22 protein-coding genes and 1 tRNA gene are annotated in these 12,276 nt (G+C 51.5%); 9 read left to right on the top strand and 14 right to left on the bottom strand.

Annotated features, from left to right (window positions below; translation table 11 throughout):
* Window positions 1-218 precede the first annotated feature (218 nt).
* From K3T83_RS47590 to K3T83_RS58810, 4 genes are all read right to left on the bottom strand, one after another.
* Window positions 219-632 (bottom strand): DUF6173 family protein, encoded by a 414-nt coding sequence (locus K3T83_RS47590; RefSeq protein WP_220210175.1) that lies wholly within the window; start codon window positions 630-632, stop codon window positions 219-221.
* A 368-nt stretch (window positions 633-1,000) separates the two neighbouring features.
* Window positions 1,001-1,073, bottom strand: a tRNA-Met gene (locus tag K3T83_RS47585).
* Between the two features lie 186 nt (window positions 1,074-1,259).
* Window positions 1,260-1,745, bottom strand: a complete 486-nt coding sequence (locus tag K3T83_RS47580; RefSeq protein ID WP_220210174.1) for a hypothetical protein — start codon at window positions 1,743-1,745, stop codon at window positions 1,260-1,262.
* Window positions 1,723-1,842: a DUF3761 domain-containing protein gene (locus K3T83_RS58810; protein WP_505912373.1), complete on the bottom strand. Its 120-nt coding sequence runs from the start codon at window positions 1,840-1,842 to the stop codon at window positions 1,723-1,725. The genes K3T83_RS47580 and K3T83_RS58810 overlap by 23 nt, the downstream gene beginning before the upstream one ends.
* Before the next feature lie 623 nt (window positions 1,843-2,465).
* Here K3T83_RS58810 and K3T83_RS47575 point away from each other — a divergent pair.
* The gene (locus K3T83_RS47575; protein ID WP_220210173.1) at window positions 2,466-2,867 is read left to right on the top strand and encodes a hypothetical protein; all 402 of its coding nucleotides are present in this window, start codon (window positions 2,466-2,468) and stop codon (window positions 2,865-2,867) included.
* Window positions 2,868-2,924: 57 nt separating this feature from the next.
* Here K3T83_RS47575 and K3T83_RS47570 read toward each other — a convergent pair whose 3' ends face one another.
* Window positions 2,925-3,149, bottom strand: coding sequence for a hypothetical protein (locus tag K3T83_RS47570; RefSeq protein WP_220210172.1), 225 nt, complete (start codon window positions 3,147-3,149; stop codon window positions 2,925-2,927).
* A 197-nt stretch (window positions 3,150-3,346) separates the two neighbouring features.
* Between K3T83_RS47570 and K3T83_RS47565 the strand changes: the two genes are divergently transcribed.
* Window positions 3,347-4,444: a tyrosine-type recombinase/integrase gene (locus K3T83_RS47565; protein ID WP_220210171.1), complete on the top strand. Its 1,098-nt coding sequence runs from the start codon at window positions 3,347-3,349 to the stop codon at window positions 4,442-4,444.
* A gap of 116 nt (window positions 4,445-4,560) precedes the next feature.
* Here K3T83_RS47565 and K3T83_RS47560 read toward each other — a convergent pair whose 3' ends face one another.
* The 5 genes from K3T83_RS47560 to K3T83_RS47540 all read right to left on the bottom strand — a co-directional run bounded on the left by K3T83_RS47560 (window position 4,561) and on the right by K3T83_RS47540 (window position 7,030).
* Window positions 4,561-4,821: a hypothetical protein gene (locus K3T83_RS47560; RefSeq protein ID WP_220210170.1), complete on the bottom strand. Its 261-nt coding sequence runs from the start codon at window positions 4,819-4,821 to the stop codon at window positions 4,561-4,563.
* 32 nt (window positions 4,822-4,853) lie between these two features.
* Window positions 4,854-5,078: a hypothetical protein gene (locus K3T83_RS47555; RefSeq protein ID WP_220210169.1), complete on the bottom strand. Its 225-nt coding sequence runs from the start codon at window positions 5,076-5,078 to the stop codon at window positions 4,854-4,856.
* Between the two features lie 189 nt (window positions 5,079-5,267).
* Window positions 5,268-5,564, bottom strand: a complete 297-nt coding sequence (locus K3T83_RS47550; protein ID WP_220210168.1) for a Dabb family protein — start codon at window positions 5,562-5,564, stop codon at window positions 5,268-5,270.
* Complete coding sequence (locus tag K3T83_RS47545; RefSeq protein WP_220210167.1) at window positions 5,561-6,772, bottom strand: helix-turn-helix domain-containing protein; 1,212 nt, start codon at window positions 6,770-6,772, stop codon at window positions 5,561-5,563. The genes K3T83_RS47550 and K3T83_RS47545 overlap by 4 nt, the downstream gene beginning before the upstream one ends.
* A gap of 87 nt (window positions 6,773-6,859) precedes the next feature.
* A complete protein-coding gene (locus K3T83_RS47540) occupies window positions 6,860-7,030 on the bottom strand; it encodes a hypothetical protein (RefSeq protein WP_220210166.1) in 171 nt (56 codons plus the stop codon).
* Window positions 7,031-7,159: 129 nt separating this feature from the next.
* On the opposite strand from K3T83_RS47540, the gene K3T83_RS47535 reads away from it, so the two are divergent.
* From K3T83_RS47535 to K3T83_RS47505, 7 genes are all read left to right on the top strand, one after another.
* A complete protein-coding gene (locus K3T83_RS47535) occupies window positions 7,160-7,414 on the top strand; it encodes a hypothetical protein (RefSeq protein WP_220210165.1) in 255 nt (84 codons plus the stop codon).
* Window positions 7,404-7,688: a hypothetical protein gene (locus tag K3T83_RS47530; RefSeq protein WP_220210164.1), complete on the top strand. Its 285-nt coding sequence runs from the start codon at window positions 7,404-7,406 to the stop codon at window positions 7,686-7,688. Before K3T83_RS47535 ends, K3T83_RS47530 begins: the two co-directional genes overlap by 11 nt.
* Window positions 7,689-7,717: 29 nt before the next feature.
* Window positions 7,718-8,089, top strand: a complete 372-nt coding sequence (locus K3T83_RS47525) for a hypothetical protein (RefSeq protein ID WP_220210163.1) — start codon at window positions 7,718-7,720, stop codon at window positions 8,087-8,089.
* On the top strand, window positions 8,086-8,238 hold the full coding sequence (locus K3T83_RS47520) for a hypothetical protein (protein WP_220210162.1): 153 nt from the start codon (window positions 8,086-8,088) through the stop codon (window positions 8,236-8,238). Before K3T83_RS47525 ends, K3T83_RS47520 begins: the two co-directional genes overlap by 4 nt.
* 201 nt (window positions 8,239-8,439) lie before the next feature.
* The gene (locus K3T83_RS47515; RefSeq protein ID WP_220210161.1) at window positions 8,440-8,646 is read left to right on the top strand and encodes a hypothetical protein; all 207 of its coding nucleotides are present in this window, start codon (window positions 8,440-8,442) and stop codon (window positions 8,644-8,646) included.
* Window positions 8,647-8,740: 94 nt separating this feature from the next.
* Window positions 8,741-9,385, top strand: coding sequence for a glucose-6-phosphate isomerase (locus K3T83_RS47510; RefSeq protein ID WP_220210160.1), 645 nt, complete (start codon window positions 8,741-8,743; stop codon window positions 9,383-9,385).
* 7 nt (window positions 9,386-9,392) lie between these two features.
* Window positions 9,393-10,013 (top strand): UCP032817 domain-containing protein, encoded by a 621-nt coding sequence (locus tag K3T83_RS47505; RefSeq protein WP_220210159.1) that lies wholly within the window; start codon window positions 9,393-9,395, stop codon window positions 10,011-10,013.
* Between the two features lie 416 nt (window positions 10,014-10,429).
* Here K3T83_RS47505 and K3T83_RS47500 read toward each other — a convergent pair whose 3' ends face one another.
* The 4 genes from K3T83_RS47500 to K3T83_RS47485 are packed head-to-tail and all read right to left on the bottom strand — an operon-like array spanning window position 10,430 to window position 12,229.
* Window positions 10,430-10,885, bottom strand: a complete 456-nt coding sequence (locus K3T83_RS47500) for a hypothetical protein (RefSeq protein WP_220210158.1) — start codon at window positions 10,883-10,885, stop codon at window positions 10,430-10,432.
* Window positions 10,882-11,205: a hypothetical protein gene (locus tag K3T83_RS47495; RefSeq protein WP_220210157.1), complete on the bottom strand. Its 324-nt coding sequence runs from the start codon at window positions 11,203-11,205 to the stop codon at window positions 10,882-10,884. The genes K3T83_RS47500 and K3T83_RS47495 overlap by 4 nt, the downstream gene beginning before the upstream one ends.
* Window positions 11,205-11,882, bottom strand: a complete 678-nt coding sequence (locus tag K3T83_RS47490) for a hypothetical protein (protein ID WP_220210156.1) — start codon at window positions 11,880-11,882, stop codon at window positions 11,205-11,207. Before K3T83_RS47490 ends, K3T83_RS47495 begins: the two co-directional genes overlap by 1 nt.
* Window positions 11,879-12,229 carry a hypothetical protein gene (locus K3T83_RS47485; RefSeq protein ID WP_220210155.1) on the bottom strand — a complete coding sequence of 117 codons (351 nt, stop codon included), beginning with the start codon at window positions 12,227-12,229 and terminating at the stop codon, window positions 11,879-11,881. Before K3T83_RS47485 ends, K3T83_RS47490 begins: the two co-directional genes overlap by 4 nt.
* Between the last annotated feature and the right edge of the window lie 47 nt (window positions 12,230-12,276).

The raw sequence follows: 12,276 nt of genomic DNA, 5'->3' as shown, positions 1-12,276 counted from the left end.
TTTCATCGTGACGACCGGTTGAACTCAAGTACTAACTACAGAGAGTATACCATATCGCAACGATATACTCAATGAATGAGTATGCATGGCATTGATAGAGCAAGGAGGCAACAAAAAGCCGTCTGCACTTACGATCAGACGGCTTTCTTTCTCTTTCTATGAGTACGCTGTTACCTGTTAGAATGGCTCTACTGCCACTGAAGTTCGAGCAAAAGCAGCTATTCAGGGTTGGACGCAGATGTTTCCTTATCCCATAAAAATCCAATGCGCCGAGGCTTTTCTTGTCGCTTCTCCATTGCAACAAGAAGAACGCTTAGTTGTGATATATGTTGTATAAGCTGAACCCTCCCCAACGTATCACTGATCCCATAGAACGTTATCATATCTGGGCCATGATAGCCCATACTCTCGATGTGAAATGTCGTAACTTGACCAAATGTGACAAGCCTGGCTCCAACCTCATGGTCATTATCTAATTCAGCCTCAAACTCCTGTATATACTTTCCTAGCCGCTCATACATCCATGCTGCTGGATTTGTACTGGAAGGCGCTTTAAACTTAGGGGCAGAAGGCACAGCTATATTAAAGATCGAATTGTAAGGGCTTTCGCTCATTTTCACCTCTGATACCACATGAACTTCTGACTAGAATCTGTTTTAGACTATCGTCAGTGATATATTCTTCTATCCGGTTTAACGGATGAATAGAGTAGATGTAACACCAATAGCGTACCGATTAAAAGTAAGCAGACACAACAAAAAGCGTCAGCGCAATGCTGACGCCCTCTGTGAAAGATGCTACTTCACGCGCTTCTCTACCCTGATCCCTACCCTCACTTACCAAGACGTGAGATCGGTTTTATCTGGCTTCCGCACGATTGCCAGAGATCCTTACGGCTGTGCTACCGAAAGAGTTCGCATTGCAAAGCGCTTTTCCTCGACGCCGAACGCCGGAGCTGGCCTTCTTCCTTGCCAGTAAACATTTCAAAATTTGGGTATAGTGGCGGCGGCAGGATTTGAACCTGCGACTTCCAAGTTATGGGCCTGGCGAGCTGACCACTGCTCCACGCCGCATCGGGTTAGCGTACGAGTCATAGGTGCTAAACTACGCGCTCTACCATTGAGCTATCCCGCCACGAGAGGCGGGAGAAGGGATCGAACCTTCAACTTCGTGCTCCGAAAGCAATGTTTGTATGCTCCTACTGTGAGAGTACGCCTGTCAGTAGTATACCTGACAAATCGCAAATGAGCAATAATCGATCAATGCCAATAGAGCGTGTTCTTCTTCCCACCATGCCCTTCACAAACGTTGGCATAGCCTCCCGTGCGGCTATATTGCCCATCCATGCACTCGACGATGTAGCCATTTCTGTTGTTGCTCCAGAAATCACTGGCACATTTAAAGTAGTCGCAAAAATTACCTGGTATTTCGTCATAGATCAGGTTGCCAGTGTTGTCGAAGTCGTACCCCCAGGGGTTATTATTCACAGCTACGTAGGGCGTCGCCGTGTTCTTATAAAAGGTCGTGTGAGACTGCGATGCTACTGATGGTGTCGCATAGCTATCGTCATAGGTGGTTGCAGTCGTCGTGGTCGTGGATTTATTCATGAAATTAGGCAGGATGAGAATGAGGGCCACAATACCGGCAATGATACCGAGAATGATAAAGCCGTTATTGTTATTTTTCTTCGGTGGTTGTTGATACATAATGAGTCCTTTCTTTTCACGGGCGCCTTTCACCGCCATGATGTGAACAAGCTCCACGCTTGCCACCAGCATGACTATAGGTACCATCGCGACACGTTACTGTGTAACCGTTTCCAGCGGGATAGGTTGGCGGCATACATCGACTTGTCGAGCAAAGAGACGCCGTAGCATTAATCGTAGGTATTGTTGCATTAATTGGTATGTCTGTAGCGATGGGAGTTGCTTCAGTTGTAGATGATGGTCTCACATTTGTGTGAGAGAACGAAGAGTAGACAATAAACCCAATAAGAAGAACAAGGATAAGAAGAGGGATATAGCATCCTAATGGAGCCGGTTCCTCTCCCTTCTGACGCCTGACAACTGATTGTGGCTGTAAATAGACTGATGGTTGCCGGTGGAGTGACTGTAAATAGGTTTGTTCAACGACTGTACGCTCTTCTTCAGAGATGCGTCGAGAATATCCTCTTTTTGTACGTCGATTACTCATCTTCCCTCTCTTCAATAAATAGAAATCTACATACACACAAACGAGTGAGAAAGAAGAGAGTAAAATGATACCAGAAAAGCAATCATCTAGGCGTGTAAAGCGCATCCGGGGTAGAACGAGGGCTACACTGGGGCTTAACACAAGCTTAGCACGAGCTTATCAAGATGTTATCGAGTGCCACCAGACGCACCCAACTCCGGTGGGGTACCATGACATCAGGGGAGCCTTCATGGGATAATCAGAGGAAAATAGCGAGAACGTAGGAAGAAGCAATGGACGACAAGGTTCCCTCAAAAATAACTGTGACGAGAGGTGACGTGCTGATCCTCAATAGCAAAGCGTATGCGGATCTCGGCGAGCCAGCGCATGTCACCGTCCTCTACTATAAGGACGATACACAGCAACTCCTTATCCTGCGCACTGGCGGCAAGATTCCTGTGGAGCGACATGGAAACCTCTACCGACTCTCAGCCAGGCACGTCCTCCAGCGCTTCGGGATCATCGTCACAGAGGTCACGACGTGCGAAACCATGTTGCTTCCTCGCATGGCGGACGATGGCACGACGACATGGAGCGGGGCAGCGCTCGCTATCGATATCAGCGAGATAGTCAGCGAAAGCGATGCATTCAAAGAACTCTTCTTTGGTCCCCCGCCTGGTATCAAGGACGCATGAATTTGAGGATGACGATGCTATCCATACAGGCAACATCGTCATCATTGCCTCAGTAGATTACATAGCAACGGCAACCTGACTACCCAATACGCAAGCTGCAACATCTCCCCGATGATACATCATGAGACGGGAATGTTTGCGAATGGTTCTGATATGGTGCTTCTTGCTTTTTGACATCTTTGATATATAGTCAGGCCGCACAGGTCGGCCAAGTTTGTTACTCAGTATTTGCGCTGCTTCTTGTGCGATGCAGTAGTTATTGATATCTTCTTTCTTCTTCATTTGTCGTCTCCTATGCCCTGGAATCTGCTTAGAGTATAGCTGATCCCCGCAGCGTAAGCAAGCTAGCTTACATAAGCTACAAACTTAGCTTAGATACGCCTTGACGACATAGCTTATGTAAGCTAAAATGCTCACAAGAATTAGTCATTATTTAAGAAAATGACCAGTTCTTACACGCGCATAGAGAGGGATTCGAGATGTCTGATGAGCAAGCAATCACCATTGTCAGTGAGAGCCAGATCGTCATCAAAGGGGGCGATGATTATGGCGATTTAGCGCGATCTGGCGAGGTTGCCAATTTCTATGCAGAGCAGACAGAATTTGCGCGCTATCATGAGAAGCGGGCAAAGAACACCAAAGACCGGCAGATCTATGACCTGCGCGTCTTCTCTCGCTATCTCCTCTCACTTGGGGTCGCAAGAAGTGCTGAGCAACTCTATGATGATCCTCTGTCCTGGCGCGGGATCGAGCCAGGTCACATCGAGGGCTTTATCGAATGGCAACGACTCCAAAGCTTCGCCACTGGATCAATCAAAGTGCGCCTCTCCACTGTGCGCAAGTATTGCACCCTTGCCTTTAAAGCTGGCGTGATTCCCGCTGACACACACGCACGTATCCGTGTGATAGAAGGCTACAGTTACAGTGAAGGGCTACACATCGATGAGGCTCGCCGAGAACAAGGCATCCCAACACGTCGGGGTCGGAAGAAGGCAGAGCCAACCTCGCTCACAAGGCAGCAGGTCCGACGTTTGAAACTGGCCGCTGTCGATGCATCAGCTCGCTCACGTCGTCGCGCCCATGATGAGAATCTAGATGCCCGCGACACCTTGCTGGTACATTTGTTCACTGAGCATGGCTTTCGCTGTAGCGAAGTCGCAGGCCTCAACATCGAAAACTTCGATCTGGGGGATCGCGCGGTCAAGATCTGGCGGTCGAAGACTTCAAAGTGGTTTGTGTACCAGCTGGTCCCCTCAACGTACGAAGCCCTTTGTGTCTATCTAGCAACGCAACATCGGACAACAGGGCCGCTCTTTGTGGGCTATGGAGGCAAGCGCATTCACCGCAACACCATCAATGCTCGCATCAAAGCATTGGGGCTTGAGGTAGAGATTACAGATCAAGAATCATCGCTTTCCCCTCACGACTTACGGGATCGTTGGGCCTACGATGTGATCCAGGCCGGGAATCCGCTGGACCAGGTGCAGTACTACGGAGGGTGGAACTCAGAAGCGATGCCTCTGCACTATGCAAAGAAAGCGGGGATTGCCTACGGGCCATTAAAGCTACCTGGATAGCGAAGAGAACGCTTGTTCTTCATTGCCCATCATGGTACACTGAGCACGAACCATGTTGAGACATTGAATTCCTATCAATTCAGCGACGTGCCGCAGGTCGTAAAACTGCGGACTCTTCATCTCCTGACCCACTTGTAGCCTTCCAATGAGAGCAATGCCTCTGCCAGAGACTTGAAGCGCTTTTCTTCATATTTCAAGGGTGCGTCAATGGCTTTGCCATGATCTTCAATGCTGGCGTAAATGCTGCGCATGACAAAGCGATCCGGGCCGTCGCTACCCTCTATGCTGATGTATGATCTCCACTGGTCATCGATCATCAATGTTTCGCCGTTTTCCAGCTTCGTCATGATCTCATCAATATCTTCACTGTTTTGCATGATTACACCTCTGTTTTTCTCAGAGTATACCATTACCTTTGCTCATCGCCGATCGCCAGCATCAGCACGGCGGCCAGCGCCACTGAGATCCACACATAACAAAAATACGCCTGAAACATGCCGATCCACCGCGCGACACCCTCGCCATCACCGCTACAGAGCCAGGCGATAAGCAGCCCAAAGAGCGCCCACATCAGCAAAAGCAGCCACGCTACCAATACCATCCCGCCGCGTTCGTCCTGGTCGTTGTCGTCCATGCCCCACCTGCTTTATCGCGCAATGAGTACGAAGATTACCCTACAAGTCTACTGGTAGAACATTGTTTCTTTATTCCCGGCTATAGGTAATTCTAGCAGACTTTATTATCATTCACAACAATAAAAATGCCCTGGTCCGCGATAGGGACCAGGGCTGCGCAAGAGATGGCAAAGATTACTAAATAATGCTCATTGATCGTCTGGGATATCAAAGTTAAGTAAATAGGTAGATAGACGCCGTAGTTCAGGGCTAACTGCGCGATGAGCAGGATGTGGAGAGTACGCTTTCAAATGCTCCTCGTCAACAAAGCGCATGATGAATCCATAGGTGTAGCCTTGATTGGCCGTGTGTCCATTGGGACCGGCCTGCACCTCGACCAAACCGGGAATCTGTCCTTTGAGCGCTTTGACCTTTTCAAGCACCGCCTCCATCTCTTCAGGCGTGGTTTCTGGCTTGGGTTGCAGTAGAACGATGTGGGTAATCAATGGCCCTTTTCCTCTCTAGATGTACTCATTCTCTCAATGGACTGCTGTACTTCACCGTATAATTCTTTGACTCTGCGATCATAGATAGGGGTTGGACTAAGGCGTTCACACAATTGTCGTAACCGTGTGACATAGCGGATAGAGTTGAAGCTTTCCGCCATTGCCATCCCTGCCATTGCGTGCTCCACGCCAGTCTTCACATCACCGGCCTGGCAATACGTCTGCGCCTTTACTATGCGATAGGAGGCAAGATCACGCAATGGTCGGTAGGGGCGCAGTTTATCGGTCAATTCATAGATCTCCAGCGCCTTCTCAGGATGCCAGAGTTGCGTTAATCCAATGGCTCGCACCTGGAGGATCTCTACCTTGTCAAATTCCGTGCTGAGGGTATCGAGCGTGATAGGGAGACGTTCAGCGATCGCTGTTGCTTCATCGATAGCTTTGAGAAATCCCTTTTCATCACCCCCCACGTAATTGTTAATAGCCGAGGCTTTCCACAGCATCCCTTGCGTATGCAATGAGATCCCCTTATGCTTCTTGATATACTCTTCTGCCCGCGACATACGCCGAATAGCAGCCTCAAATCGATGCTGTCGTCTCAGCATTTCAGCCTGATGGATAAGCGCACGAGCAATGAGATCAGCATCGCCCAACTCTTCAGCAAGATCATACATTTCTTGAAAATGGGCTATTGCCTCTCTCGTTTTGACGCGCTCAATAGCCATTTTGCCGAGCATTTCATGAGCATATGCCTGGATTCTGAGTGCTGGCTTGTAGAATTGACCTCGATATAACTCAAGAGCGTCATCGAGTCTACGGATCAAGTTCCGCAATCCGCTCTCAATGTCCACAATGTTTTCATTGCCGTGCCAGATCAGCCATGACATCTTCACTGTATTCTGGGCAGGCTCTAGCAATGCCTGCAAAAGCGCATCGCTTTCCTGCAAAAGCGGCGTTGACGCCTTCGATGGTGGTGTGGCTTTCCCTATGGCGACCAATCGTTCATAAGGAATACCCAAGATCTCAGCAAGGCGACTGATCTGTTCTTGTTTCTCCAATTTTCGTTTTCCCCGCTCAATCTGGGAAACATACTCACGGGTATGCCCCCATTTCTCAGCGAGTTCTCCCTGTGACCACCCTCGCTGCTCTCTAAAGGATTTTACCAGATCACCGAACGCATTGTCGATCAAATTCTTCTCATCTGCCATGGTGATTCACCCGCCTTACTGGTTACTTGTTAGCACTTTGTTCCTTTTTCGTAGCACTTTGTTCCTTGATGATAACACTCTTCCCCCCTACACTTCAATAGGGTCTTGTCGATTCGCAGTAGGCGCTGAATCGACAAGGAAAGCAATGGCAACTCCGTTATCCCTGCCGTCGCTACCCACAACCGCACAGCCAGGGCGTCCATGAGTCGTCCTGCTCGTCGCTCTGGCTGGGCTTTGCAGTGCGCTGTCAGTATTCACGATCTTGCTCTGTGCTCCTACCGGCCACCAATCGCGCAGAGGAAGAGAACAGCATTGGCACAGCGCACCGCATCGCACCTTGACTCTCAGAAGGCATATTTGATCCATCAGCCACAAGGGGTACCAACCATGACAGCAGCACATCACAACGAAAGCGAGGTGGCGAGGATACGCCAGGCCATCATCGCCGAACACGAAGCTGGCCAGCATGCATTGTATAGCCTTGCAGCTGGCCCAGCACGCCACGATTTCATCACAGCAAAACAGCAACGCATCGGGGAGCATTTTCACGATCTGGCGGGCATCGTTAGCAGTGAGCAAACGGCCATCGCTATCATTGCCGACACATTGAAAGATGTGGAGGTGGGCAACCATGCTCCATGATTCGCCAGATCATGCATCATCGCTCCCACAACGAATCCCCAGACCCATTGTTATACGACCGCGACTCATTGATCTACTCAATAAACACAGTATTAACACCGTCTTTCTTGCCCGCGCCGCACATCTCCAGGTCAGTACAGTGCGGGCAATGGTGCTACAGGAAATGCCAGTGCAGCCAGTGGTAGCCATGCAGTGCTTACATGGACTCTGGGAACTCACTGGTCAACGATACTTACTCACTGACATCGACATGCCTACACTGCCGTACAGCTAACATCACCACATACGTAGAGGAGGATGAACATGGACAGATTTGAAGCAGTTCAATGGCTTCAAAAGGAACTAGAAGGCGAGGGGAAAGCGGCCTCCCTCGTTGACCAACTGCAAGAGACATGGCAAACGCTGGACATGCTCGGCGAATATCTGTTGCCGGAGACGGTGATTGAACTGCTCCTAGCGCACGATATGCCCAGGAGGAGCACAGGGCCAACGGTACGCCTCGACATCGGGCTAAGTGAACTCTTTGCCCTCAAAGCTGCGGTGGGGCATTATGACACGACACTCCGCAGCAGCGATGTCGGCGACGAGGAGAAACTGGCACTGGCAGCTGTGGAACAATTGCAACAGCGCATTCTCGATGCTGTCGTGCAACCACCAACTGAGGAACAGCCATGACAGGCGCTCCCCTTGCCGTTGTGCTTGTCGGTGGCAGCATTGCCTTGCTGTTCGTTGGTCTCGCTGTGATGGCCATGATGAGGCCACGATCCCGACAGATCTCAATGACAACAGATAATGATTCAGGAGAGGAGAGCAATGATGGCTAAGTTGCTCGCATCGCTACCCTACAACTTCCAACGCAAGCCGCTGCTGATTGCCGGGTACGCCCGGAAGTTTCACGGCCTGGAGAAGACTGACCACGAGGGGGGGACATTGATCTTCTCGTCAGCCCAGAAGATTTCAACGCGCTGCACAAGCGGTTCCCCGACCGCTACGATATCGTGGAATTCCACGATCAGCGAGTCACATTGGGTGACATTGAGTGCTACGGCACCTTCAATGAAATGCCGTATGCTCTGCTCGCCATCAACGCTATTGACCAAGAGGATCATTGTGTCGTAGATCTGCCGCGCCTCCTCTGGATCGAGCTAGGGGTGTGGATACTCGATCCGGGCAATGAGAGGCGGCAGCGCGATGCAGAGCGCATTCTCGACGCACTCAAAACAGCGCATTGATCCGCCGTTGCCCTCCCCATGACGACAACGGCTTTCGTAGGAATCGTCGGTACACTTGGAAGTAGTGTTTATTTGATGTATGTGGAGGTGTAGGATGAATTTTACTATTGATGTTGATGGGACCATTGCGTTCCCTCGTCCAGATATATTCGACGTTGACTTTCAGCGATGTAGGCAGAACTGCATCGATGCAGGTCTTGTACGCGCCGAGGAAATCGCTGGCCTCCGTCGTCACACGGAACTGCTCATTTTGCCTGGAGTCTGCGCGACCCACGTGCCAGCGCCAGGCGCAGTGGAAACATTGCAAGCCTTGCACCAGGCAGGGGATGTAATCCATTACTGCACAGCGCGGACCAGCCTCAATCCAGAGGAGCGCAGTGCGATCCATGAGGCAACGCGTGCATGGCTCAAGCACCACGCATTTCCAGGCAACGTCTCATTCGCCAAGCTGATTAGCGATAAACTGCTCCAGGCTCTCAATATAGCAGCACCACACACACTGCTCATCGATGATAGGGCCGCTGGCATCATTGATGCCTACTATCACATCGTGCAAAGCGACCCAACGAGAGCCAAGCAGATCAGGCAGCGAGTCATCATCGTGAGCTATGGAAGAAGGGAGGTGCAAGCACCAAAAGATGCACCGAAAGTAGTGCATCTCAAGGATTGGTCGGAGTTCTCTTCAATGCTTTCCGGGGTGGAAAGCATGGTCACATCAGCTATTTCAACGAAAGGATAGGAACATCATGGTTATTGCTATTCAGCCAACAAATTCACCGTCCCGCGAACGCGTTCTTGCGACACTGGCAGCAATCCAGCGCTGGCCGCACTGGAGCGAAATTCAACTCGGAGCGGCAAAAGAGTGCGGCATGTCTTCTGAGGAGTTCTATGCTCTCTTGCCAGAGTATCAACGCTTCATTTCGCTTTACGCCGGATTCACCGGCATTGGCATGCTCAGCGCCCGCGTTGATCAGCTCTGGCACGCGCATATCCTGAACACAAAGAGATACCAGGAGTTCTGCGATCTCTTCTTCGGACGCATGCTCCATCACTTGCCATGCTCCAGCTTCGTGCTCTATGGCATCTCTGTCAGCCAGATAAACGCAGAGTGCGAGATACCAGAAACGTGCGTCGATCCAGAGCCACCATCCTGCACCGATCCAGATCCAGGACCAGAGCCGCCAGCGACCTGCTACGACCCCGGCGATGATGAAGGCAAGGGAAGCAAAGAGGCCACAAAGCGCTCGATTCTCGCATCTTCTCAACGCTTTGTCCTGGCGTACACAGCTTGCTGGGGTAGAGCGCCATCCCCGGACATCTGGGAGCGCGTGGCGCGGCCTCGCCTCATCGAAGGCGTCGCCATCTAGACCTCTTCGTCTCTCCTCCGATCAACGATGCCTGCACTGAACAGCCAGTGCAGGCATCGTTGTATGCAAAGGGCCGCTGTGATCCTTCCCTGGCATCACAGCGGCCCTTGTATGTGTGTCGTATCCATTCCTCTATAACAGTATATTGATGCCTCCAAATAGGCAAAGGGGCCGCTGCGATCCTCCCCAGCGATCGGCAGCGGCCCCTTTGCTTTTTCGGCAATAGAGAGGTAGTGAAAATTTTGTCCATTCGTACTTAAACACGACAATAGAATATGCTCATTATGACGGCAGTGTGTCATGCCGTCAAGGTGATAGGAAGGTTGTCACAACATACCAGACACTGACTTCAAACCAGACCCAGATCGCCAGCATCGGCAGGAAGATGATAGCGAGCATAATGCGTTGCCTTGTCGTCATGATCGTGCCTCATTGCTGGCCTGGGCAATGAAGCCATCATAGTCAACGACACCTATGGCCTGGAGCGCGGCCACTGCGATCATGCGCGGTGTGAGCGTTGAGATCCGACTAGCGCACAACCGAGCTAGCCGAACCTCAAAGAGTACCTTCGTTGACACAGAGTCTGCCCTGATCTTCGTGACGATCTTCCAGGCCATGCTCATGTCGGCAGTGTAGCGCGGTACATGCCTCGGATGGGGCGCGTTGATATCGAAATGCGGCCCCGCCTGGCGAAGCTCCTCGACGTATCCGCAGGAAATGCAGCCGGCCAGCGCGCCGTCAGGAGTGATGATGCAGTGCTCACGGCACCACTCATCGAAGCCAAAGAGGTGCAGATCAATGAGGACATCGAGATCGGTATCATGCAGGTCGTCAACGTTGGCGGCCACGACAACAAAAGCAGGAGTAATCATAGGTTCCTCTCCAATTCAGAGATAATCAAGATGTATGATGATCGTTTGGCGGTGTCATAGAGCCACCAGATCATCGAGGCCAGCCATAAGGCAACGATGCCGAAGAACAGTTGCGCAACGAGTGGATCATCCATGATGCTCCGGACGATCCAGGCCAACGCCACCGTCAGTACAATGACAGCAGCAAATTCACCAGTGTACCAGGTGAGCCGCTCACCTTTGCGGATGTGTAGATACACCTCGGCGGCGAGAAAGCCGAGGCACACAAGGGTACTAAAGACAGTAATTGCATAGCTGGCAGCGATCGCCACGATATCCATCAGCACATCCCCCGCTTTCTCTGCAATCGGCGCTGCCTCTGCACCATCGCGAATGCCTGATGCAGCGTTGGTTTGCGGCAACGCTGCCACCCACCCGTCTTCAGGAACTTCTGTGTGTATTTCACGAGCCACTGGTGCCCGGCTCGCGCTGCATCCTCGCTGTTGTAGCGCATCTTCGTTCCACCCAGACGAGCACGCCTCGAAAAGATCATGGATTCCCAGAGGACTGGCGGCATGTTCGGAAGCAACGCGAAGTTAAAGGCCGTGAAGACTGTGCTCACCTCAATGCGTTCACCGCGACTCCTCAAAAACGTCTTCGCCACTGTGCGCTTTTTGATATCTGCCTCCAGCCGAACAGCGGCGTGCAGATCATAGGTTGGCACTGGCTGGCCGCGCTCGTCGAGGATGTAATGCGCGTACCAGGGGTGACGACGAGGCGGCAACGTCAAAGGATGTTCGTTGCCCTCGCCATCAATGAAACTTACCTCTCCCACGATGGCCCCCAGCTGCTCCATCGCTCTCACCATTTCCCCGACAAGCTCTTCCTTATCGCCGACGCTCTCAAAGGGGCCATCGTCGAAGGGAGCGATGCACTCGACGGTCTCTTCGCTGCTTCTGTACAGATCGACGCGCTCTATGAGCTGCTCAACAGCAGCACGTTGCTCATCATGATTCATCGCGTTGCCTCCTCCAGCGCCGAGAGGCTCGCATCCACCTCCTCTTGTGTGAGGACTGGTATCGACACGCCGAGCGCCTTGAGATGGTCAAGAATCAACCATCTCATCTCGCTGTTATCCTTCTCCTCTGATAGCTGATACTCATGGCATCCAAAGCGCCGTAGGCTGTCGTTGAATACGATGAGTGGCGCACCCTCAACGCTGTAGGCGACGAATAAATAGCGCTTTGGCGGCGGTTGCGGTGGCGGCGGTGGTGTCATTGGCAGCGGCGTCGTCACCGCGCCGATCTTGACGGTTTCTTCGCAACATCCGTCGAGACTTTCCAGGATCGCATTGTGTTGGCTCATAGATTTCCTCGATTTTTTATAAGTGCAGTGATTGTGCGTCTTTACTA

The organism is Reticulibacter mediterranei, from assembly GCF_016587455.1.
The sequence above is the reverse complement of the archived record's forward strand: the minus strand, read 5'-3'. Positions and strand labels throughout refer to the sequence as shown.